Genomic DNA, 19,678 nt, shown 5'->3' on the forward strand with positions numbered 1-19,678 from the left:
CTCGCCGCTGAGCCGCATCGGAGCGCTCGCGGTCACTACACTCGTCCTGGCCGCCGCTCAGGGCGGCCCGCCGACGCTGCCGCGCCGGTGGCGACGGGAAGGCGGTTCGCGTGCACGCGATCGGGATCGACATCGGCGGCACGAAGATCGCCGGAGCCCTGGTCGACGAGTTCGGGGGGATCCTCCGCGAGGACCGTCGGCCCACTCCCGCCGGGCACCCCGAGCTGATCGTCGACGTCGTGGTCGAGATGGTCGAGCATCTGCGCTCCGGCCTGCTCCCGGGAGACGTCTCCGCGGTCGGAGTCGCCGCCGCCGGCTTCATCGACGCCTCGCAGTCGATCGTCTACTACGCCCCGAACATCAACTGGCGCAACGAGCCCTTCCGCGAGAAGCTCTCGGCCCGCATCGACCTGCCGATCATCATCGAGAACGATGCGAACGCCGCCGGCTGGGCCGAGTTCCGCTACGGCTCGGGCCGCCTCGTCAGCGACATGCTGATGCTCACCATCGGAACCGGAGTGGGTGGCGCGATCGTCATCAACGACCGGCTCCTGCGCGGCGGCTTCGGCGCAGCGGCCGAGATCGGGCACATGCGCGTCGTCCCCGGAGGCCTGCCCTGCGGCTGCGGCGCCCGCGGCTGCATCGAGCAGTACGGCTCGGGCCGCGCGCTCCAGCGCTTCGCCGGCGAGCTGGCCGACGCGGGCGGGATCGGCCAGGGCATCGCCGACGCCCGCGCCCGCAACGGCGGCGAGCTGAACGGCCACCTCATCTCCGAGCTGATCACCGCCGGCGACCTCGGCGCCCTCGCGGCGCTGCGACAGCTCGGCCACTGGCTGGGCGAGGCGGCGGCCAGCCTGAGCGCCGTCCTCGACCCGCAGATGTTCGTCATCGGCGGCGGAGTGGCGCAGGCGGGCGACCTCCTGCTGGACCCCATCCGCCAGGCCTACCTCGACAACCTCCCCGCCCGGGGCTACCACCCCGAGCCCGAGTTCCGCATCGCGGAGCTCGTCAACGACGCCGGAGTCGTGGGGGCCGCCGACCTGGCGCGCCTGCACGCGAGCTCCCTCTAGCGGCACCCGCCGCACCCGATCCGCCGCACCGCCGAGGAGCCCGATGTTCTACTGGTTCATGAAGCACATCGTCGCGGGCCCGCTCCTGAAGACGATCTTCCGGCCGTGGGTGGTCGGCGCCGACAAGGTGCCGCAGAACGGCGGCGTGATCCTCGCGAGCAACCACCTCTCCTTCATCGACTCCGTGATCCTCCCGCTGGTGATCGAGCGGAACATGGTCTTCCTCGCCAAGAGCGACTACTTCACCGGCAAGGGCCTCAAGGGCTGGGCGACGCGGACGTTCTTCACCGCCACGGGGATGCTGCCCATCGACCGCTCCGGTGGCAAGGCGTCGGAGGCCTCGCTCAACACGGGCCTCCGCGTCCTCGCGGGCGGCCACGCCCTGGGCATCTATCCCGAGGGCACGCGCAGCCCCGACGGCCGCATGTACCGCGGCCGCACCGGTGTCGCGCGCATGGTCCTCGAGGCCCGCGTGCCCGTCATCCCGGTCGCCATGATCGACACCGCGCGCATCATGCCCATCGGCAAGCGCCTGCCGAAGCTGGGCCGCATCGGCATCGTCTTCGGGGAGCCGCTCGACTTCAGCCGCTTCGAGGGCATGGAGGGCGACCGGTTCATCCTCCGCTCGATCACCGACGAGATCATGTACGAGCTCCTCGCCCTGAGCGGCCAGGAGTACCTCGACGTCTACGCGACCTCGGTCAAGGAGAAGCGCGCGGCCCTCACCCGCTGAGCGCCCGCTCGACGCCGGGGCCACCTCCCGGCCGAGCGCTCTGCCAGGCGATAAGCTCGTCAACCGCTGCCGTCCGTCCGGACGGCGGCCCTCCGCGCGCCGCTGGCGCCCGTCAGAACCGGGAACACCCTCGTGGTCATCGATCCGAACGAACCGTACGTCCTCGCCGCCCCCTCCGTGGTCGCCGGCCTGGACTATTGGCGCGAGCTCGAGATCAAGCAGCAGCCGCAGTGGCCCGATGCGGAGGCCGTGCGAGCGGCGTCCGCCGAGGTGGCCGCGCTCCCTCCGCTGGTGTTCGCCGGCGAGGTGGACCAGCTGCGCGAGCGTCTCGGAGCCGCGGCCCGCGGCGAGGCGTTCCTCCTGCAGGGCGGCGACTGCGCCGAGACCTTCGCCGGAGCGACCGCCGAGCAGATCCGCAACCGCGTCAAGACCGTGCTGCAGATGGCCGTCGTCCTGACCTACGGCGCGAGCATGCCCGTCATCAAGATGGGCCGGATGGCCGGCCAGTTCGCGAAGCCGCGCTCGAGCGACCTCGAGACCCGCGGCGACGTGACCCTGCCCGCCTACCGCGGCGACATCGTCAACGGCTACGACTTCACCCCGGAGTCGCGCGCCGCGGACCCGCGCCGCATCGTGCAGGGCTACCACACCGCCGCCTCGACGCTGAACCTCATCCGCGCCTTCACGCAGGGCGGATTCGCCGACCTGCGCCTCGTCCACTACTGGAACAAGGGCTTCACCGAGAACCCGCAGAACCAGCGCTACGAGCAGCTGGCCCGCGAGATCGACCGCGCGGTCAAGTTCATGGTGGCGTGCGGGGCCGACTTCGAGGGCATGAAGCGCACCGAGTTCTACACCGGCCACGAGGGCCTGCTGATGGACTACGAGCGCCCCATGACGCGCATCGACTCGCGGACCGGCACGCCGTACAACACCTCCAGCCACTTCATCTGGATCGGCGAGCGCACCCGCGAGCTCGACGGCGCGCACGTCGACTTCCTGTCGCGGGTGCGCAACCCGATCGGCGTGAAGCTCGGCCCGTCGACCACGCCCGAGACGATGCTCGAGCTGATCGACAAGCTCGACCCCGAGCGGGAGCCCGGTCGCCTCACCTTCATCACCCGCATGGGTGCCGGGAGGATCCGCGACGCCCTCCCGCCGCTGCTCGAGGCCGTCAAGCGGAGCGACGCCCTGCCGCTGTGGGTGACCGATCCGATGCACGGCAACGGGCTGACGACGCCGACCGGCTACAAGACCCGTCGCTTCGACGACGTGGTCGACGAGGTCAAGGGCTTCTTCGAGGCGCACCGCGCCGCGGGGACGCACCCGGGCGGCATCCACGTCGAGCTCACGGGCGACGACGTCACCGAGTGCCTCGGCGGCTCGGAGCACATCGACGAGGCGACGCTCGCCACCCGGTACGAGTCGGTCTGCGACCCGCGCCTCAACCACATGCAGTCGCTCGAGCTCGCGTTCCTCGTGGCGGAGGAGCTCCGGGGCCGCGCGATCTGATCCCGACCCCGACCGCCGGTCGAGTCCCCGCCGAGGGGCTCGACCGGCGGCGTCAGGTCGTGATGGTGATCGACAGCTGGATCGTCGTGCCGCGCTGCACGAGATCGCCGGCCTTGTTGGACTGGTTCGTGACCTTGGTCAGCTCGTTCGGCGCCGCGTCGATCAGCGGGCCGAGCGTCGTCAGGGAGTAGCTCCACGACAGGTCCGCCGCCTCGAGGGCCGCCTTCGCCTCGTCGCGGTTCATCCCCACGACGTTCGGCACGGCGACGGGCTCGGGCCCCTTCGACACGACGACCGAGACGGTGTCGCCGGTCACGGCGGGCGCCTCGGGGTTCGCCTGCGTGAGGACGACGCCCGCGGCCACGGTGTCGCTCCAGTCCTCGCCGCTGCGGTCGAGGGCGAGACCGGCCGCCTCCGCCTTCGCCGTCGCGTCGTCGATCGAGAGGCCGACGACGTTCGGGATCGGTCCGAGGCTCACCACCATCGCGATGGTGCTGGTCTCGGACATCGTCTCGGGCAGCGCCGATCCGTCAGGCAGTGAGGCGGAGACGACCACACCCGCGTCGACGTCGGCGTCGAAGATCTTCGAGACGTCGCCGACGGTGAAGGAGCCGCCCGTCACCGCGGCGGCAGCGTCGGCCTCCGAGAGGCCGGCGAGCGACGGGACCGGCAGCTGGCGCGGCCCGCTCGAGACGGTCAGCGTGATGACGGAGCCCTTGTGCACCCCCTGCCCGCCGGGCGGATCGGAGCTCACCACCGTCCCCGCGGGCACGGTGAGGTCGGGCGTCTCCTGCGGCTGCACCTCGAAGCCCTGCGCCTGCAGCTGGGCCGTCGCGTCCTGCTGCGACTGGCTGACGACGTCCGGGATCGACACGATCGCGCCGGGTCCCTCGCCGAACCACCAGGCCGTCCCGCCGCCGATGAGCGCCAGGAGGAGGACGACCACCGTGAGCAGGACGCCGCGGCGCCGTCGGACGCGGCGCCTGCTCGCGAGCCGGGCGACGGTGTCGTCGTCCTCGTCGACCACGAGCACCGCTCCGGGGGCCGGCGCCGGGTCGAAGACCGAGGTCTGCCCGGGCTCCGCCGTATCGAAGACGGCCGTCGCGGGCGCCGGATCGGCGACGGGCGCCGGGAGCGGGGTGACCGCCTGCGTGTCGCCGCGGCGGTCGCTCGGTGTGATGCCCATGAGCCGCTCGGCCTCGAGCAGCTGCGCGAGCATGACACCGGCGTCGCGGGGCCGCATGTCCGGGTCGCGCTCGGTCGCCCAGAGGACGAGCTCGTCGAGCGAGGTGGGGACGGAGGCGACCGTCGCGCTGGGGTACGGGACGGAGTCGTTCGCGTGCTGGTACGCGATCTGCATCGGCTGCTCGCCCGTGAAGGGCTGCTCTCCGGTGAGCATCTCGTAGATCATGATCCCGATGGCGTAGATGTCGCTGCGGGTGTCGGCGGTGCCCCGCGTGACCAGCTCGGGGGAGAGGTAGGCGATCGTGCCGAGGAGGGCCTGACCGGAGGCGGTGTTGGCGGAGGCGGCGCGCGCGAGGCCGAAGTCGCCGATCTTGATCCGGCCGTCGTCGGCGAGGAGCACGTTCTCGGGCTTGAGGTCGCGGTGGAGGATCCCGGCGCGGTGCGCGGCGGCGAGACCCGAGAGCACGGAGTGCATGATGTCGACGACCTGCTGGGCGGTCAGCCGGCCGCGCTCCTTGAGCAGGTCGCGCAGGGTGATCCCGGGGAGGTACTCCATCACCAGGTAGGCCATGTCCGAGTCCTGGCCCTGGTCGAAGACGCTGACCACGTTCGGGTGGGCGAGACGGGCGGCGGAGCGCGCCTCCTGGACGAAGCGGTTCTTGAACGTCGCGTCGTCGGAGAGGTGGCCGTGCATGACCTTCATCGCCACGCGGCGCTCGAGGCGCTGATCGTGCGCGAGGTAGACCGTCGCCATGCCGCCGCGGGCGATCCTCGAGCGCACCTCGTACCGGCCGTCGACGAGACGGCCGAGGAGAGGGTCGAGCTGGCTGGTGGTCACGCGACGAGTCTAGGCAAGACCCCCGGGGGAACCGGTGAGCGACGCCCGGGCGGCGCAGGACGGGCCCGACTCCTTCTCCGGGGCGCCCGCAGTTGGCGGCCCTCCGGGCTCGTGGCAGTCTTGACGCGTGACCGACTCGTCCGCTTCCCCCGCCACCTCGACCGATTCCGAGCTCGAGTGGCTGACCGTCCCCGACCTCGTGGAGCTGACCGGGCTCGGCGCCGGCCGGGTCCGCCGCCTCCTCGAGGAGCGCCACCTGCTCGGCACCCGCCGCGACGGCGTGCTGAAGGTCCCCGCCCTCTTCCTCCGCGACGGGGAGCCGATGAGCGAGATCCGCGGCACCGCGATCCTGCTCGCCGACTCCGGCTTCACCGACGACGAGGCGGTCGACTGGATGCTGACGGTCGAGGAGAGCCTGGGCACGAGCCCGATCGTCGCCCTCCGCGCCGGCCGCAAGGCCGAGGTCCGGCGGGTCGCCCAGGCCCTGGCCTGATCCCGCCGGTCCGCTCCTAGGAGGTGCGGACCGTGACCTGGGCTGCCAGCTCGCGCAGCTCCGCCACGCCCTCCGTGCGGAGCGGCGCGTCGGGGAGGACCGCGATCGCCGCGGCCACCTCCTGGTCGATGCGCTCCTCGAGCCGCTCGAGGGCGCCGCTGCCCGCGATGATCTCCTGCGCCCGCGCGATGGACGCCGCGTCGGCGTCGCTCCGGCCCACGACCGCGTCGAGCTCGGCCCGCTCGCCCGGCGAGCACGCGCCGCGGGCGAGGCCGAGCAGCACGGTGCGCTTGCCCTCCCGCAGATCGTCGCCGGCCGGCTTGCCCGTCACTGCCGGGTCGCCGAAGACTCCGAGGACGTCGTCGCGCAGCTGGAAGGCGATCCCGACCGGGAGCCCGAAGCGGCGCAGGGCGTCCAGCTGAGCGTCGTCGCCGCCGGCGAGGGAGCCGCCGATCACCAGAGGCGCCTCGATGCTGTACTTCGCGCTCTTGTAGACCACCACCCGCTCCGCCCGCTGCAGGTGCTCGTGCTCGGGGTGCTGCACCCACGCGCTCTCCTCGAGGATGTCGAGGTACTGGCCCAGCGTGACCTCGGTGCGCATCAGGTTGAACTCCGCGCGCGCGCGCTCGGCTGCGACTCGATCCCCGAGCGACCACTCCGCCGCGGCGAAGATCTCGTCCGACCAGACCAGGAGGAGGTCGCCGAGGAGGATCGCGGAGGAGCGGCCGAACTCGTCGCGGTCGCCGGTCCAGCCGCCGTCGGCGTGGAAGGAGGAGAAGCGCCGGTGGGCCGCGGGAGCGCCGCGGCGGGTGTCGGAGTTGTCGATCACGTCGTCGTGGACGAGGGCGGCGGCGTGGAACAGCTCCAGCCCGGCGCCCACCCTCGCGATCGGATCGGAGCCGCTCGGATGGGCCTCGCTCGAGGTGCTCGACACCGCGTTCCAGCCCGCCTCGCAGAAGCGCGCGCGGAACCGCTTGCCCCCGCTGAGAAAGTCCCGCGAAAGGTCGCCGAGGGCGGAGACGTCCTCTCCTATGGAGCGCAGAATTGGCGTGCGCCCGGTGAGGAATTCATCGATTCGGAGCTGGACGCGATCGACCAGTCGAGAGCTGTGGTTCACCCGACCAGCCTATGCACCGAAGGTGCCTGGTGCCTGCGTCGGGCTCGGTCTACACTGAAGCGCCGCCCGACCGGTCGAGCCCAGACGCCGCCTATTCCGGTGCCGATCCCCGAAAGGGTCGACGCCGCACCCTGAAGGGGTCACGATGCCGCTTTCGGAACACGAGCAACGGCTCCTCGATGAGATGGAGCGGAACCTCTACCAGAACGACGCCGATTTCGTGGCGGCGGTCGGCAAGGGGCGCGGCGGCACCAACTACCGGGCCCTCGTGCTCGGCATCCTGCTCGGCATCCTCGGTCTCGCCGTGCTCGTCGCGGGCGTGGTCGTGCGCCAGCCCCTCGTCGGCATCCTCGGGTTCGCCTTCATGCTCGGCGGCGTGATCGTGGCCATGCGCCCGGCCGCCGGCGGCTCCGCCGAGCCCGGCCTGCCCGACGTCGGCCGTCCGTCGAAGCCCCGCTCGGGCAACCGCCAGGGGTCCGGCTTCATGGACCGTCTGAACGACAGGTGGGACAACCGCGGAGACGGGCGCGGCTAGCCTCCCCTCCGCTCCACCGCAGGGTCGATCCTCACGGATCGGCCCTTTTTTCGTGCCCGCGGCCTCCCTCCCGCGGCATTCCCCCTCCACTTCGCCCCACTGTCGCGATTCCGCGGAAACACGCGGATGACCGGGGCCTCTCCGGCGCGCCCCGCGCCGCGCCGGGGTTGTGAGTGGGGGGAAGTGGAGTACTGTGGAGGACACACCATCCTTGGCCGGAAGAAGTGGGGGGCAGTCCGTGTTCCTCGGCACCTATTCCCCCAAGCTCGACGAGAAGGGCCGCGTGATCCTCCCCGCCAAGTTCCGCGACGAGCTCTCCTCCGGAGTCGTCGTCACGCGCGGCCAGGAGCGGTGCCTGTACGTGTTCAGCCAGGCCGAGTTCGAGGTGATGCACGAGAAGATCCGGCAGGCGCCGGTGACCAGCAAGCAGGCGCGGGACTTCCTCCGGGTGTTCCTCTCGGGCGCGAGCGCCGAGACGCCGGACAAGCAGAACCGCGTGACCCTCCCGGCTCCGCTGCGCGCCTACGCCGGCCTCGACCGCGACCTCACCGTCATCGGAGCGGGCAACCGCGCCGAGATCTGGGCGCAGGGCGCCTGGGAGACCTACCTGCAGGAGCAGGAGTCCGTGTTCTCCGACACCCAGGAGGAGGTGATCCCCGGCCTGTTCTAGGTCCTGTCGCGCGACTCCCAGCCACTCGGCGCCCGGACGCACCTTCCCCGGTGTCCGGACGCGAGGTGGATGGGGATCGGACGACAGGAACGGGAACGGCGGGACCGCCATGGCAGAGAACACTTCGAAGGACGCTCCGCGCCCGACCGAGGAGCGGCACCTCCCGGTGCTGCTCGAGCGCTGCGTCGAGCTCCTGGCTCCGGCGCTGGAGCGCGACGGGGCGGTCGTCGTCGACGCGACGCTCGGCATGGGCGGGCACTCGCTCGCGCTGCTCGAGCGCTTCCCCGGCCTGCACCTCGTGGGCCTGGACCGCGACCCCGAGGCGCTGCAGCTCGCGGGGGAGCGGCTCTCCGCCCACGCCTCCAGGATCGACCTCGTGCACGCCGTCTACGACGAGCTGCCCGACGTGCTCGACGAGCTGGGCATCGACACGATCGACGGTGCGCTCTTCGACCTCGGCGTCTCCTCGCTCCAGCTCGACGAGACCGAGCGCGGGTTCTCCTACTCCAAGGACGCGCCGCTCGACATGCGGATGGACTCGACCGCCCCGCTCACGGCGGCGAGCATCCTCGCCGACTACGACGAGACCGCCCTGCGCCGCATCTTCCACGAGTACGGCGAGGAGCGCCTCGCCGCGCGCTACGCCAAGAAGATCGTGGAGGCCCGTCGCGAGGCTCCGCTGGAGCGCTCCGGCCGTCTCGTCGAGATCATCCAGGCGGCGACCCCGGTCGCGATCCAGCGGAACGGCCACCCCGCCAAGCGCGTCTTCCAGGCGCTGCGGATCGAGGTCAACCAGGAGCTGTCCGTCCTCGAGCGGGCGATCCCCGCCGCGCTGGGCCGGATCAACGAGGGCGGGCGGATCGTCGTCGAGGCGTACCAGTCGCTCGAGGACCGGATCGTCAAGCGCGCGCTCCAGGCCGCGTCCTCCTCCACCGCCCCGGCCGGCCTCCCGATGGAGCTGCCGGAGCACCGACCCGAGTTCCGACTCGTCATCCGCGGAGCCGAGCTCGCCTCCGACGACGAGAAGGCCCGCAACCCCCGAGCGACACCCGTGCGTCTGCGCGCGGCCGAGAGGATCAGGAGCACCGCATGAGCGCCACCGCCGTCATCGACCCCGCCGTCATCGACACCGCCCGCCGAGCACGCCCCGAGGAGGAGGCGCCCCGCCCCCGCATCGAGGCCGTCCCGGCCGGTCAGGCGCAGTCGCGCCCGAAGCTCGTCTACGGGATCGTCGCCGTCGCCGGCCTCTTCGCGATCATCGTCGTCCAGCTCCTGGTGAGCGTCGGCCTCTCGCAGGGGGCCTACCAGATCTCGGCGCTGCAGACCGAGCAGAAGTCGCTCACCCGCAGCAACGCGGAGAAGCAGGACGCCGTCGACACGCTGAGCTCGCCGCAGAACCTCGCCACCGCCGCACAGGGCCTGGGCATGGTCGCCAACACCGCGCCGGTCTACCTCCGCCTCTCGGACGGCGCCGTGCTGGGCGACCCCTCCTCCGCCGCGTCGAGCGAAGTCGCGGGCACCGCCTCCGCGCCGCTCGTGCCCAACGCCCTCGTCCCGGCTCTCCAGCCCGGCGCGAGCGCGTCCTCCCCGGCTGTCGACGGTGCGGCCGTACCGTTGCAGGGCGAGCTGCCCGCGCCCATCACGCACTGACGCACGGCGTCGCGGTCCGCCTCCGCGCGGGCACCCGCCCCGCGGGGCGCACGACGACCATCCGGACCCGACGAACGGCGGCCCGCCCGCCCGGAGCAAGAAGGACACCGCCGCAGTGAGACACCACCGCTCGAGCAGACGCCGCACGGCCGTCACGTTCGTCATCATCGTCGCCGTCGTCGGACTCTTCATCGGCAAGCTGGTTGACATCCAGATCGTGCGGGCGAACGAGCTCACCGATGCGGCCGCCCAGAACCAGTCGAACAGCGTCGTCACCTACGGCCAGCGCGGCCCCATCGTGGACCGCTCCGGGACGGTGCTCGCGGACACCACCACGCGCTACCGGCTGACGACCTCGCCGAAGAACGTGGCCGAGTTCCCGCGCGAGCTGGGCGAGGACCAGAAGGTCATGGTCAGCGTGCAGCAGGCCGCCTCCGAGATCGGCGCGATCACCGGGCAGTCGGTCGAGCAGATCACCGGAGCGGTGGACGCCGCGCTCGCGAAGGACGCCAAGGCCAACTACCTGATCCTCTCGGAGGGGCTCGACCTCGAGGCCTACCAGAAGCTCGTCGCGCTCGACATCCCGTGGACCTACTTCGAGACCCAGCAGGGACGCAGCTACCCCAACGGCGCGGTGGCCGGCAACCTCGTCGGCTACGTCGGTGCGGACGGAGCGGCCCAGGAGGGCATGGAGTACGCGGAGAACACCTGCCTCGCGGGGCAGAACGGGTCCGAGAGCTACGAGCGCAGCGCCGACTACGTCCGGATCCCGGGCAGCACCGTCTCGGAGACCCCGGCCGTCGACGGCGGGACGCTGAAGCTCACCATCGACTCCGACCTCCAGTACTACTCCCAGCAGGTCCTCTCGCAGCGCGTCGCCGAGGTCGGCGGCAGCTACGGGATCGTCGTGGTGCAGGAGGTCAAGACCGGCAAGCTGCTCGCCGTGGCCGAGACGCCGACCGTCGACCCCAACAACGTCGAGGCGAGCGCCTCCGCCGACCGCAGCTCGCGCGCCTTCCGGGCGCCGTTCGAGCCGGGCTCGACCTTCAAGCCGATGACGGCCGCGATGCTGATCGACCAGGGCCAGGCGGGCCCGACGACCCAGGTCGTCGTCCCGGACTCCTTCGAGAAGGACGGCGCCTCGTTCAGCGACGACTTCGCGCACACCCCGACGAACTACACGCTGACCGGCATCCTCAAGGACTCGTCGAACGTCGGCATCTCGATGCTCGGCTCCCGCCTGTCGGCCCAGACCCGCTACGACTACCTGCAGAAGTTCGGTCTCGGCACGCCCACCACGAGCGGCTTCCCCGGCGAGGAGGGCGGCCTGCTCGCCGACTACCAGGACTGGGACAACCAGACGAACTACACGACGATGTTCGGCCAGGGCGTCTCGGCGACCGCGGTGCAGGTCGCGAGCATCTACCAGACGCTCGGCAACGGCGGAGTGCGGCTCCCGTCGCAGCTGATCGACGGCTGCACCACGGCCGACGGCTCCGTCGTGGACGTCCCCGATGCGACGGGCACCCAGGTGGTGTCGAGCTCGGCCGCGAAGCAGGTCGTCGACATGCTGCAGACCCATTACAACGAGGGCTGGCTGGCGAGCGACATCCACGTCGACGGCTACAACATCGCCACCAAGACCGGTACCGCGCAGCAGCCCGACGGGAAGGGCGGCTACTCGAAGAGCTACACCGTCTCGCTCGCCGGGCTCGCGCCGGCGGAGGACCCGGAGTACGTCGTGACGGTCACCATCGCCGATCCGGTTAAGATGAACACGTCCCAGGCGACGGCTCCCGTCTTCCAGCAGGTCATGACCCAGGTGCTCAAGACCAACCGGGTGGAGCCGTCCACGGTGCCGCCCGTCGAGTACCCGACGACGTGGTGAGCCCCGCCGGGACCACGATCCACGCACCAGAACGAGAGAAAGAGCGGGCAGTGCACGACCCTCGCCCGCAGTCCTCCCTCCGCCCCGAGCACCCCGTGCCGCGGAGCCTCTCGCAGCTCGTGGCCGAGTTCTCCCTCGGCCCGGTCCGCGGCCTCGAGGGCGTCGAGGTGAGCGGAGTCACGCTGGACTCGAACCAGGTCGAGTCCGGGGACCTCTACGTCGGTGTCGCAGGACGCCGTGCCCATGGCGCGGCCTTCGCGTCGGCCGCCGCGGCGTCCGGAGCCGTCGCCGTGCTGACCGACCCGGCCGGAGCGGAGCTCGCCGCCGACAGCGGCCTGCCCGTGCTGGTGACCCCCGACCCGCGGGCCGCACTCGGCGACGTCGCCGCGTGGATCCACCGCACCCGCGAGGACGTCCCGACGCTCTTCGGCGTGACGGGGACCAACGGCAAGACGAGCGTCGTCTACATCCTCGACGCGCTGCTGCGCCGGCTCGGAGTCGTCTCCGGCCTCAGCTCCACCGCCGAGCGCCGGATCGGCGACGTCGCCGTGGTCAGCTCGCTGACCACTCCCGAGGCGAGCGAGCTGCACGGCCTGCTCGCGCGGATGCGCGAGTCCGCCGTCCGCGCGGTCTCGATCGAGGTCTCGGCGCAGGCGCTCACGCGGCACCGGATCGACGGCCTCGTCTTCGACGTCGTCGGCTTCACGAACCTCAGCCACGACCACCTCGACGACTACTCCGATCTGCGCGAGTACTTCGAGGCCAAGGCCGACCTCTTCGAGCCGGAGCGCGCACGCCGCGGCGTCGTCACGGTCGACAGCGCCTGGGGGCGCGAGCTCGCCGAGCGCAGCCGCATCCCCGTCGCGACGCTCGCCGGCTCGCCGGTCGTCGGAGTCGCCCCGACGACGCCCGCCGACTGGTCGATGACGGTGCTGGACGCGACGCCCGACAGCACCACCTTCCGCCTGGAGGGGCCCGAGAACCGCTCCGTCGTCGTCACCGTCTCGCTGATCGGCTGGTACATGGCGTCCAACGCCGCGCTGGCGATCGTGATGCTGGTGGAGTCGGGCTTCGACCTGGACGCCGTCGCGCACGCGCTCGAGGACAGCCGTCTCGACGTCTACATCCCGGGCCGCGCAGAGCTCGTCTCGGGGGAGCGCGGACCGCGCGTCTACGTCGACTACGGCCACACCCCCGACGCGTTCCAGAACGCGCTCGAGGCGCTGCGGTCCATCACGCCCGGCCGCCTGTTCATGGTGTTCGGGGCGGACGGGGACCGCGACACGACCAAGCGGAGCGACATGGGCGCCATCGCCGCCCGCCTCGCCGACGTCGTGGTCGTCACCGACTTCCACCCGCGCTGGGAGGATCCGGCCGCCATCCGCGCCGCGCTCCTCCAGGGCGCCCGGGCCGCCGTGCCCGACCGGGAGATCCACGAGATCGCCGACCCGCGCGCCGCCGTGCGCGCCGCCGTCGCCCTCGCGCGCGAAGGGGACTCGATCCTCTACGCCGGGCCCGGCCACGAGGACCACCAGGAGATCGCAGGAGTGCACATGCCGTATTCGGCCAGAGACGACGTCCGTCACGCGCTGCGCGAGGCGGGCTGGCTGTAGATGATCGCCCTCACCCTCACCGAGATCGCCGAGGCCGTCTCCGGACGCCTCCACCTGGCCGGCTCGTCCGCCACGGCCGCCACCGTGATCGACGGAGCGACCGAGACCGACTCCCGCGAGATCGCGCCCGGCGGGATCTTCGTCGCCAAGCGCGGCGAGCACACCGACGGCCACCTCTTCGCTCCCGCCGCTCTCGAGCGCGGTGCCGCGCTCCTCATCGTGGAGCGCCCGCTCGACCTCGACGTGCCGCAGGTCCTCGTCGACGACTCCGTCGAGGCGCTCGGAGCGCTGGCGACCGAGGTCGTCCGGCGCGTCCGCGCGAAGGGCGGGCTCACCGTCATCGGCGTCACCGGCTCGAACGGCAAGACGACGACCAAGAACCTCCTCCGCACCGTCCTCGAGCGGGTCGGAGAGACGGTCGCTCCGCGCGGATCCTTCAACAACGAGGTCGGCGCGCCGATCACGATGCTCCAGGTGTCCGAGTCGACGCGCTTCCTCGTCGCCGAGATGGGCGCGAGCGCGGTCGGCGAGATCCGCCGCCTCGTCCGGATGGCCAGGCCCGACGTCGGCGTCGTCCTCGCCGTGGGCCTCGCGCACGCCGGCGAGTTCGGCGGGATCGAGCGCACGCTCGAGGCCAAGACAGAGATGGTCGCCGACCTCACCGCCGACGACGTCGCCGTGCTGAACGCCGACGACGGCCGGGTCGCCTCGATGGCGGGCCGCACCGCCGCCCGGGTCCTCTGGTTCGGCCGCGGCGAGAGCGCGGACGTCCGCGCCGTCGACATCGACGCGACCGCCGACGGCACCCGCTTCGCCATCGAGGTCTCGGCGGGGGAGGGCCGCGAGGCCGCTCGCGCCGAGCTCCTGCTGCGCGTCCTCGGCGAGCACCACGTGATGAACGCCCTCGCGGCGACCGCCGCCGCGCTCTCTGTCGGAGTGGCGCTGCCCGCGATCGTCGAGGCTCTCGCGACCGTCACCCTCGCCGAGCGCGGCCGCATGGAGGTCCTGGGCGGCGAGGACGTCCGCGTCATCAACGACGCGTACAACGCGAGTCCCGACTCCACCGCGGCCGCCCTGCGCACCCTCGCCCAGATCGCGAAGCCCGGGGGGCGCACAGTCGCCGTCCTGGGAGAGATGAGCGAGCTCGGCGAGTGGGCCGACGAGGAGCACGAGCGCGTGGGCCTGCTGGCCGTCCGCCTCAACATCTCCCAGATCGTGGTGGTGGGCCGAGGCGCCCGCCGGATCCACGTCGCGGCCGAGCGCGAGGGATCGTGGAGCGGCGAGTCCGTCTTCGCGGAGACCTCCGACGAGGCGTTCGACCTCCTCGAGGACTACCTGCGACCCGGCGACACCGTGCTGGTCAAGTCGTCCAACTCCGCGGGGCTGCGCTTCCTCGCCGACCGTCTCGGGGAGCGTCACCGATGAGGGCACTCCTCCTGTCCGGCGCGTTCTCGGGAGCCTTCACGCTCCTGATGACGCCCCTGTTCATCCGCCTCTTCCACCGCCTGCAGTGGGGCCAGTTCATCCGCGAGGACGGACCGAAGTCGCACCACGTCAAGCACGGCACGGCGACGATGGGCGGCATCGTCATCATCATCGGCACCGTGGTCGGCTACTTCCTCGGGATGCTGTTCGGCAACCGGGCGATCGCGCCGTCGGCCCTGCTGGTGCTCTTCATGATGGTCGGGCTCGGACTCGTCGGCTTCGTCGACGACTTCCTGAAGACCCGCAACCAGCGCAGCCTCGGCCTCGGCGGCTGGGCGAAGATCGCCGGCCAGGTCATCGTCGCCGCGGCCTTCGCGGTGATCGCGATCATGGTCCGCGACTCCAACGGGCTCACCCCCGCGTCCACCTCGATCTCGTTCATCCGCGACCTGCCGTTCGACTTCGCCTCCCTCGGCTGGATCGGCATCGGCCTGTTCGTGCTGTGGATCTGCATAATCGTCACCAGCACGTCGAACGGCGTGAACGTCGCCGACGGGCTCGACGGACTCGCCACCGGGTCCTCGATCCTCGCGATCGGCTCCTACGTCATCATCGGGTTCTGGCAGTCGAACCAGTGGTGCTTCGACCAGCACCTCAACCCCGAGGTCGTCGACAAGTGCTACCAGGTGAGCGACCCGTTCGACCTGGCCATCATCGCGGCGGCCGTCTCCGGTGCCCTGGTGGGCTTCCTCTGGTGGAACACCTCGCCGGCGCAGATCTTCATGGGCGACACCGGCTCGCTCGGCCTCGGCGGCGCGCTCGCGGCCCTGGCGATCCTCACCCGCACCGAGCTGCTGGTCATCCTCATCGGCGGCCTGTTCGTCATCGTGACCGGCTCGGTCATCCTTCAGCGGATCTACTTCAAGCTGACCCGGGGCAAGCGCATCTTCCTGATGAGCCCGCTCCACCACCACTTCGAGCTCAAGGGCTGGGCCGAGATCACCGTCGTGGTCCGGTTCTGGATCATCGCCGGCATCTTCGTCGCCGCCGGAGTCGGGCTCTTCTACCTGGAATGGCTGTCGCTGGCATGACCGATCCCGCCCGTCCCGACTCCCTCCGCAGCTGGCACTCGGACTGGCGCGGCCTGCGCGTCGCCGTGCTGGGCCTGGGCGTCACCGGGTTCTCGGTGGCCGACACCCTGACCGAGCTCGGCTCCGAGGTGCTGGTCCTCGCCGACCGCGCCGACGAGGAGCGCGAGCGCCTGCTCGAGGTGATCGGCGCCCGCCTGCACCGGGCCGACCGCCTCGACTCCGCTCCGGAGGAGCTGCACGCGTTCGCACCGGAGCTGGTCGTGGTGTCGCCCGGCTTCCGGCCGACGCACCCGATCCTCGTGTGGGCGGCGGAGTCCGGGATCCCCGTGTGGGGCGACGTCGAGCTCGCCTGGCGCGTCCGCGACAAGGTCGTGCGCGCCGACGGCACTCCGGCGGAATGGGTGGCCGTCACCGGCACCAACGGGAAGACCACGACCGTCCAGCTCACGGCGACGATGCTCGTGGCCGGCGGCCTCCGCGCCGCCCCCTGCGGCAACATCGGCGTGCCCGTGCTCGACGCGGTCCGCGACCCGCAGGGCTTCGACGTCCTCGTCGTGGAGCTCTCGAGCTACCAGCTGCACTACCTGGGCGCGATCGAGCCGATCGCGAGCGCGTGCCTCAACATCGCCGACGACCACCTCGACTGGCACGGTTCGTTCGACGCCTACCGCGCGGCCAAGGGCAAGGTCTACGCCGGCACCCGCGTCGCCTGCGTGTACAACCGCGCCGACGCGGCGACCGAGCAGATGGTGCTCGACGCCGAGGTGGTGGAGGGCGCCCGGGCGATCGGGTTCGGCCTCGGCGTGCCCGGCCCGAGCGACTTCGGGATCGTCGACGGCATCCTCTGCGACCGCGCCTTCCTCGAGGACCGCCGCACCAGTGCCCTCGAGATCACCACCGTGGACGAGCTCGCCGCACGGAACCTCGCCGCTCCGCACATCGTCCAGAACGTGCTCGCCGCGGCAGCGCTCTCCCGAGCGTGCGGGATCGAGGTCACGGCCGTCCGCACCGCGCTGGCGTCCTTCGAGCTCGACGCCCACCGCATCCAGGTCGTCGCCGAGCACGACGGGGTGACCTGGGTGAACGACTCCAAGGCCACGAACCCGCACGCCGCCGACGCCTCGCTGCGCGCGTACCCGTCGGTCGTCTGGGTCGTCGGCGGCCTGCTCAAGGGCGTCGACGTGGACGCCCTCGTGGCCGCGCACGTCGGCCGCCTGCGGGGCGCCGTGGTGATCGGCGCCGACCGCTCGGCGCTGCTCGCGGCATTCCGACGACACGCGCCCGCCCTCCCCGTGAGCGAGGCGGTGCCGGACGACACTGGTGCGGTGATGCAGGCGGCCGTCGAGGCGGCCGCGACGCTCGCCCGCTCGGGGGACGTCGTCCTGCTCGCACCCGCCGCGGCCTCGATGGACCAGTTCCTCGACTACGCGGCTCGGGGCCGCTCCTTCGCGGCCGCCGTGGCGACACACCTGGGAGGGGGAGCCGATGACCGCTCCGACGACGAGCCGCCCCGCGGGCCGCTCGCGCACTGAGCCGCGCGGGAAGGACCGGAGCGGGGCGCGCTCCGCGCGGATCGTCCTCTCGAAGGTCTTCGCCTCCCACTCGCCGAACTTCTACCTCCTCTTCGGAACCACGCTCTTCCTGGTGCTGTTCGGACTGACGATGGTGCTCTCCTCCTCGTCGGTCACCTCCTACGTGTCGAGCGACGACTCCTTCGGGGGCTTCCTGCGCCAGGGCGGGTTCGCCCTCCTCGGGATCCCGATGATGCTGGTGGTCTCGCGGCTGCCCCTCGGCGTGTGGAAGCGCGTGACGCCGATCCTGCTCATCGCCGGCTGCGTCCTCCAGTGCCTCGTGCTCTTCACACCGCTCGGCGACTCCGTCGGCGGGAACCGCAACTGGATCCGCCTCGGCGCCTTCAGCATGCAGCCCTCCGAGATCATCAAGCTCGCGCTCGCCCTCTGGCTGGGGCTCCTGCTCGCCCGCCGCTACCGGTCGCCGAAGGACTGGAAGGACGCGCTCATCCCCGTCCTGATCGTCGGCGGCGCGGCGATCGGACTGGTCCTCATCGGAGGCGACCTGGGCACGGTCGTGATCATGGCGGGCATCGTCCTCGCCGCGCTCTTCTACGCGAACGTCCAGATGAAGGTCCTCGTGCCGATCGTGGTGGTCGGTGCGATCGGAGCGGTGCTGTTCGCCGTCTCCAGCGACAACCGCCTCACCCGGATCATGTCCTTCCTCGGCGACTGCTCCAACGTCGAGGAGTACCAGAACTCGTGCTGGCAGCCGGTGCACGGCACCTGGGCGATGGCCTCCGGCGGGATCTTCGGCGTGGGCCTCGGCAACTCCAAGGCCAAGTGGTCCTGGCTGCCCGCCGCGGACAACGACTACATCTTCGCCATCATCGGCGAGGAGCTCGGGCTGATCGGAGCGATCGTCGTCCTGGCGCTGTTCGTGGTCCTCGCGGTCGCCTTCTTCCGCGTCATCCACGCGTCCTCCGATCCGTTCGTGCGGATCAGCACCGGCGCGATCATGGTCTGGCTGATCGGCCAGGCGTTCGTCAACATCGGCGTGGTCCTGGGGGTGCTCCCGGTGCTGGGAGTCCCGCTGCCGCTGATCTCCTCCGGAGGCACCGCCCTGCTCAGCTCGCTCCTCGCCATCGGCGTCGTCCTCTCCTTCGCCCGCACCCAGACCGCGCCCCTGCCCGGCGCGGGCGTGCTGCGCCGCAGGAAGGCGGCGGCGGAGTGACCCGCTACCTCCTCGCCGGCGGCGGCACCGCCGGCCACGTCAATCCGCTGCTCGCGACGGCCGATGAGATCCGCAGGCGGAACCCGGACGACGAGGTGCTCGTGCTCGGCACCGCCGAGGGGCTCGAGGCCCGCCTCGTCCCCCTCCGCGGCTACGAGCTCTCGGTGATCCCGCGGCTGCCGTTCCCGCGCCGTCCGAACGCGGCGGCGCTGCGGTTCCCCGGAGCCTTCCGTGCGACCATCGCCGGCATCGTCCGGACGATCCGCGACCGGCGGATCGACGCGGTGGTCGGCTTCGGCGGGTACGCGGCAGCACCCGCCTACCTGGCGGCGCGCCGCGCCGGCGTCCCCTTCACCGTCCACGAGGCCAACGCGCGCCCCGGGCTCGCCAACCGTCTCGGCGCGCGCGCGACCCGCTCGGTCGGCGTGGCCTTCGAGGGCACGCCCCTGCCGCACGCGCGGGTCGTCGGCATGCCGCTGCGCCGCGAGATCGCCGAGCTCGACCGGGCCGCGCGCCGCGACGAGGCGATGGCGGCGCTGGGCCTCGACCCGTCCCGGCAGACACTCCTGGTGACCGGCGGCTCCCTCGGCGCTCGACGGATCAACGCGACGGTGCACGCCGCCGCCCGGGATCTCGTCGCCACCGGCTTCCAGGTCCTCCACATCACGGGCGACCGCGCCGAGATCACGGACCCGGGGGTGGCCGGCTACCACCTCCTCGCCTACTGCGACCGGATGGACCTCGCGCTGTCCGCCGCGGACGTGGCCGTCTCCCGCGCGGGGGCAGCGACGGTCAGCGAGCTGACAGCCCTCGGCCTGCCCGCGGTCTACGTCCCGTACCCGGTCGGCAACGGCGAGCAGCGCTACAACGCGCGCGGCGTCGTCGACGCCGGGGGAGCGGTCCTCGTCGAGGACGCCGCCTTCCTCCCCGGCTGGGTCCAGCGGGAGCTCGTACCGCTCCTGGGCGACACCGCCCGTCGCGACGAGATGGCGCGCCGGGCCGCCCGCGTGGGAGTCCGCGACGGCTCCGGGCGGCTCGTCGACCTGATCGAGTCGACCCTCTCCGAGCCGCGCTGAGCCCGCTCCGCGCGGCTCGGGAGAGCACTCCCGCCCA

The 19,678-nt window shown here is 71.9% G+C and carries 17 protein-coding genes; 15 read left to right on the top strand and 2 right to left on the bottom strand.

Annotated features, from left to right (window positions below; genetic code table 11):
- Nucleotides 1–110: 110 nt before the first annotated feature.
- The 3 genes from C5C29_RS10955 to C5C29_RS10965 all read left to right on the top strand — a co-directional run bounded on the left by C5C29_RS10955 (nucleotide 111) and on the right by C5C29_RS10965 (nucleotide 3,315).
- Nucleotides 111–1,070, top strand: coding sequence for an ROK family glucokinase (locus C5C29_RS10955; RefSeq protein ID WP_104222580.1), 960 nt, complete (start codon nucleotides 111–113; stop codon nucleotides 1,068–1,070).
- 43 nt (nucleotides 1,071–1,113) lie between these two features.
- Nucleotides 1,114–1,803 (top strand): 1-acyl-sn-glycerol-3-phosphate acyltransferase, encoded by a 690-nt coding sequence (locus tag C5C29_RS10960; RefSeq protein ID WP_104222581.1) that lies wholly within the window; start codon nucleotides 1,114–1,116, stop codon nucleotides 1,801–1,803.
- Nucleotides 1,804–1,980: 177 nt separating this feature from the next.
- Complete coding sequence (locus tag C5C29_RS10965) at nucleotides 1,981–3,315, top strand: class II 3-deoxy-7-phosphoheptulonate synthase (protein ID WP_104222617.1); 1,335 nt, start codon at nucleotides 1,981–1,983, stop codon at nucleotides 3,313–3,315.
- A 52-nt stretch (nucleotides 3,316–3,367) separates the two neighbouring features.
- On the opposite strand, the gene pknB is transcribed toward C5C29_RS10965, so the two are convergent.
- Complete coding sequence (gene pknB / locus C5C29_RS10970) at nucleotides 3,368–5,338, bottom strand: Stk1 family PASTA domain-containing Ser/Thr kinase (protein ID WP_104222582.1); 1,971 nt, start codon at nucleotides 5,336–5,338, stop codon at nucleotides 3,368–3,370.
- 127 nt (nucleotides 5,339–5,465) lie between these two features.
- Here pknB and C5C29_RS10975 point away from each other — a divergent pair, with 127 nt between their 5' ends.
- Nucleotides 5,466–5,831: an Rv2175c family DNA-binding protein gene (locus C5C29_RS10975; RefSeq protein ID WP_104222583.1), complete on the top strand. Its 366-nt coding sequence runs from the start codon at nucleotides 5,466–5,468 to the stop codon at nucleotides 5,829–5,831.
- Nucleotides 5,832–5,847: 16 nt separating this feature from the next.
- Here the strand turns inward: C5C29_RS10975 and C5C29_RS10980 are convergent, their stop codons facing one another.
- A complete protein-coding gene (locus C5C29_RS10980) occupies nucleotides 5,848–6,948 on the bottom strand; it encodes a polyprenyl synthetase family protein (RefSeq protein WP_104222584.1) in 1,101 nt (366 codons plus the stop codon).
- 145 nt (nucleotides 6,949–7,093) lie between these two features.
- Between C5C29_RS10980 and C5C29_RS10985 the strand changes: the two genes are divergently transcribed.
- From C5C29_RS10985 to murG, 11 genes are all read left to right on the top strand, one after another.
- Nucleotides 7,094–7,483: a DUF3040 domain-containing protein gene (locus C5C29_RS10985; RefSeq protein WP_104222585.1), complete on the top strand. Its 390-nt coding sequence runs from the start codon at nucleotides 7,094–7,096 to the stop codon at nucleotides 7,481–7,483.
- A 238-nt stretch (nucleotides 7,484–7,721) separates the two neighbouring features.
- Nucleotides 7,722–8,153 (top strand): division/cell wall cluster transcriptional repressor MraZ, encoded by a 432-nt coding sequence (gene mraZ, locus C5C29_RS10990; RefSeq protein WP_104222586.1) that lies wholly within the window; start codon nucleotides 7,722–7,724, stop codon nucleotides 8,151–8,153.
- Nucleotides 8,154–8,262: 109 nt separating this feature from the next.
- Nucleotides 8,263–9,246, top strand: coding sequence for a 16S rRNA (cytosine(1402)-N(4))-methyltransferase RsmH (gene rsmH, locus C5C29_RS10995; RefSeq protein WP_104222587.1), 984 nt, complete (start codon nucleotides 8,263–8,265; stop codon nucleotides 9,244–9,246).
- Complete coding sequence (locus C5C29_RS11000) at nucleotides 9,243–9,803, top strand: hypothetical protein (RefSeq protein WP_104222588.1); 561 nt, start codon at nucleotides 9,243–9,245, stop codon at nucleotides 9,801–9,803. The genes rsmH and C5C29_RS11000 overlap by 4 nt, the downstream gene beginning before the upstream one ends.
- A gap of 115 nt (nucleotides 9,804–9,918) precedes the next feature.
- Nucleotides 9,919–11,691 (top strand): penicillin-binding protein 2, encoded by a 1,773-nt coding sequence (locus C5C29_RS11005; RefSeq protein WP_258062170.1) that lies wholly within the window; start codon nucleotides 9,919–9,921, stop codon nucleotides 11,689–11,691.
- 50 nt (nucleotides 11,692–11,741) lie between these two features.
- Nucleotides 11,742–13,304 (top strand): Mur ligase family protein, encoded by a 1,563-nt coding sequence (locus tag C5C29_RS11010; RefSeq protein WP_104222589.1) that lies wholly within the window; start codon nucleotides 11,742–11,744, stop codon nucleotides 13,302–13,304.
- On the top strand, nucleotides 13,305–14,729 hold the full coding sequence (gene murF / locus C5C29_RS11015) for a UDP-N-acetylmuramoyl-tripeptide--D-alanyl-D-alanine ligase (RefSeq protein WP_104222590.1): 1,425 nt from the start codon (nucleotides 13,305–13,307) through the stop codon (nucleotides 14,727–14,729). It begins immediately after the preceding gene.
- Complete coding sequence (gene mraY, locus C5C29_RS11020; protein ID WP_104222591.1) at nucleotides 14,726–15,820, top strand: phospho-N-acetylmuramoyl-pentapeptide-transferase; 1,095 nt, start codon at nucleotides 14,726–14,728, stop codon at nucleotides 15,818–15,820. Before murF ends, mraY begins: the two co-directional genes overlap by 4 nt.
- Entirely contained in the window at nucleotides 15,817–17,352 is a 1,536-nt protein-coding gene (murD, locus tag C5C29_RS11025) for a UDP-N-acetylmuramoyl-L-alanine--D-glutamate ligase (RefSeq protein WP_104222592.1), read from the top strand. The genes mraY and murD overlap by 4 nt, the downstream gene beginning before the upstream one ends.
- Complete coding sequence (gene ftsW / locus C5C29_RS11030; RefSeq protein ID WP_104222593.1) at nucleotides 17,306–18,565, top strand: putative lipid II flippase FtsW; 1,260 nt, start codon at nucleotides 17,306–17,308, stop codon at nucleotides 18,563–18,565. The genes murD and ftsW overlap by 47 nt, the downstream gene beginning before the upstream one ends.
- Entirely contained in the window at nucleotides 18,562–19,641 is a 1,080-nt protein-coding gene (gene murG / locus C5C29_RS11035; protein WP_104222594.1) for an undecaprenyldiphospho-muramoylpentapeptide beta-N-acetylglucosaminyltransferase, read from the top strand. Before ftsW ends, murG begins: the two co-directional genes overlap by 4 nt.
- Nucleotides 19,642–19,678: the final 37 nt, after the last annotated feature.

This window comes from Rathayibacter sp. AY1H2 (genome assembly GCF_002931985.1).
In the GTDB taxonomy this organism is placed as follows: Bacteria; Actinomycetota; Actinomycetes; order Actinomycetales; family Microbacteriaceae; genus Rathayibacter.

Coding starts and splice junctions, on each gene's coding strand:
- C5C29_RS10960 (WP_104222581.1), top strand. CDS start 1,114: ATGTTCTACTGGTTCATGAAGCACATCGTCGCGGGCCCGCTCCTGAAG.
- C5C29_RS10985 (WP_104222585.1), top strand. CDS start 7,094: ATGCCGCTTTCGGAACACGAGCAACGGCTCCTCGATGAGATGGAGCGG.
- rsmH (WP_104222587.1), top strand. CDS start 8,263: ATGGCAGAGAACACTTCGAAGGACGCTCCGCGCCCGACCGAGGAGCGG.
- C5C29_RS11000 (WP_104222588.1), top strand. CDS start 9,243: ATGAGCGCCACCGCCGTCATCGACCCCGCCGTCATCGACACCGCCCGC.
- murF (WP_104222590.1), top strand. CDS start 13,305: ATGATCGCCCTCACCCTCACCGAGATCGCCGAGGCCGTCTCCGGACGC.
- mraY (WP_104222591.1), top strand. CDS start 14,726: ATGAGGGCACTCCTCCTGTCCGGCGCGTTCTCGGGAGCCTTCACGCTC.
- murD (WP_104222592.1), top strand. CDS start 15,817: ATGACCGATCCCGCCCGTCCCGACTCCCTCCGCAGCTGGCACTCGGAC.
- ftsW (WP_104222593.1), top strand. CDS start 17,306: ATGACCGCTCCGACGACGAGCCGCCCCGCGGGCCGCTCGCGCACTGAG.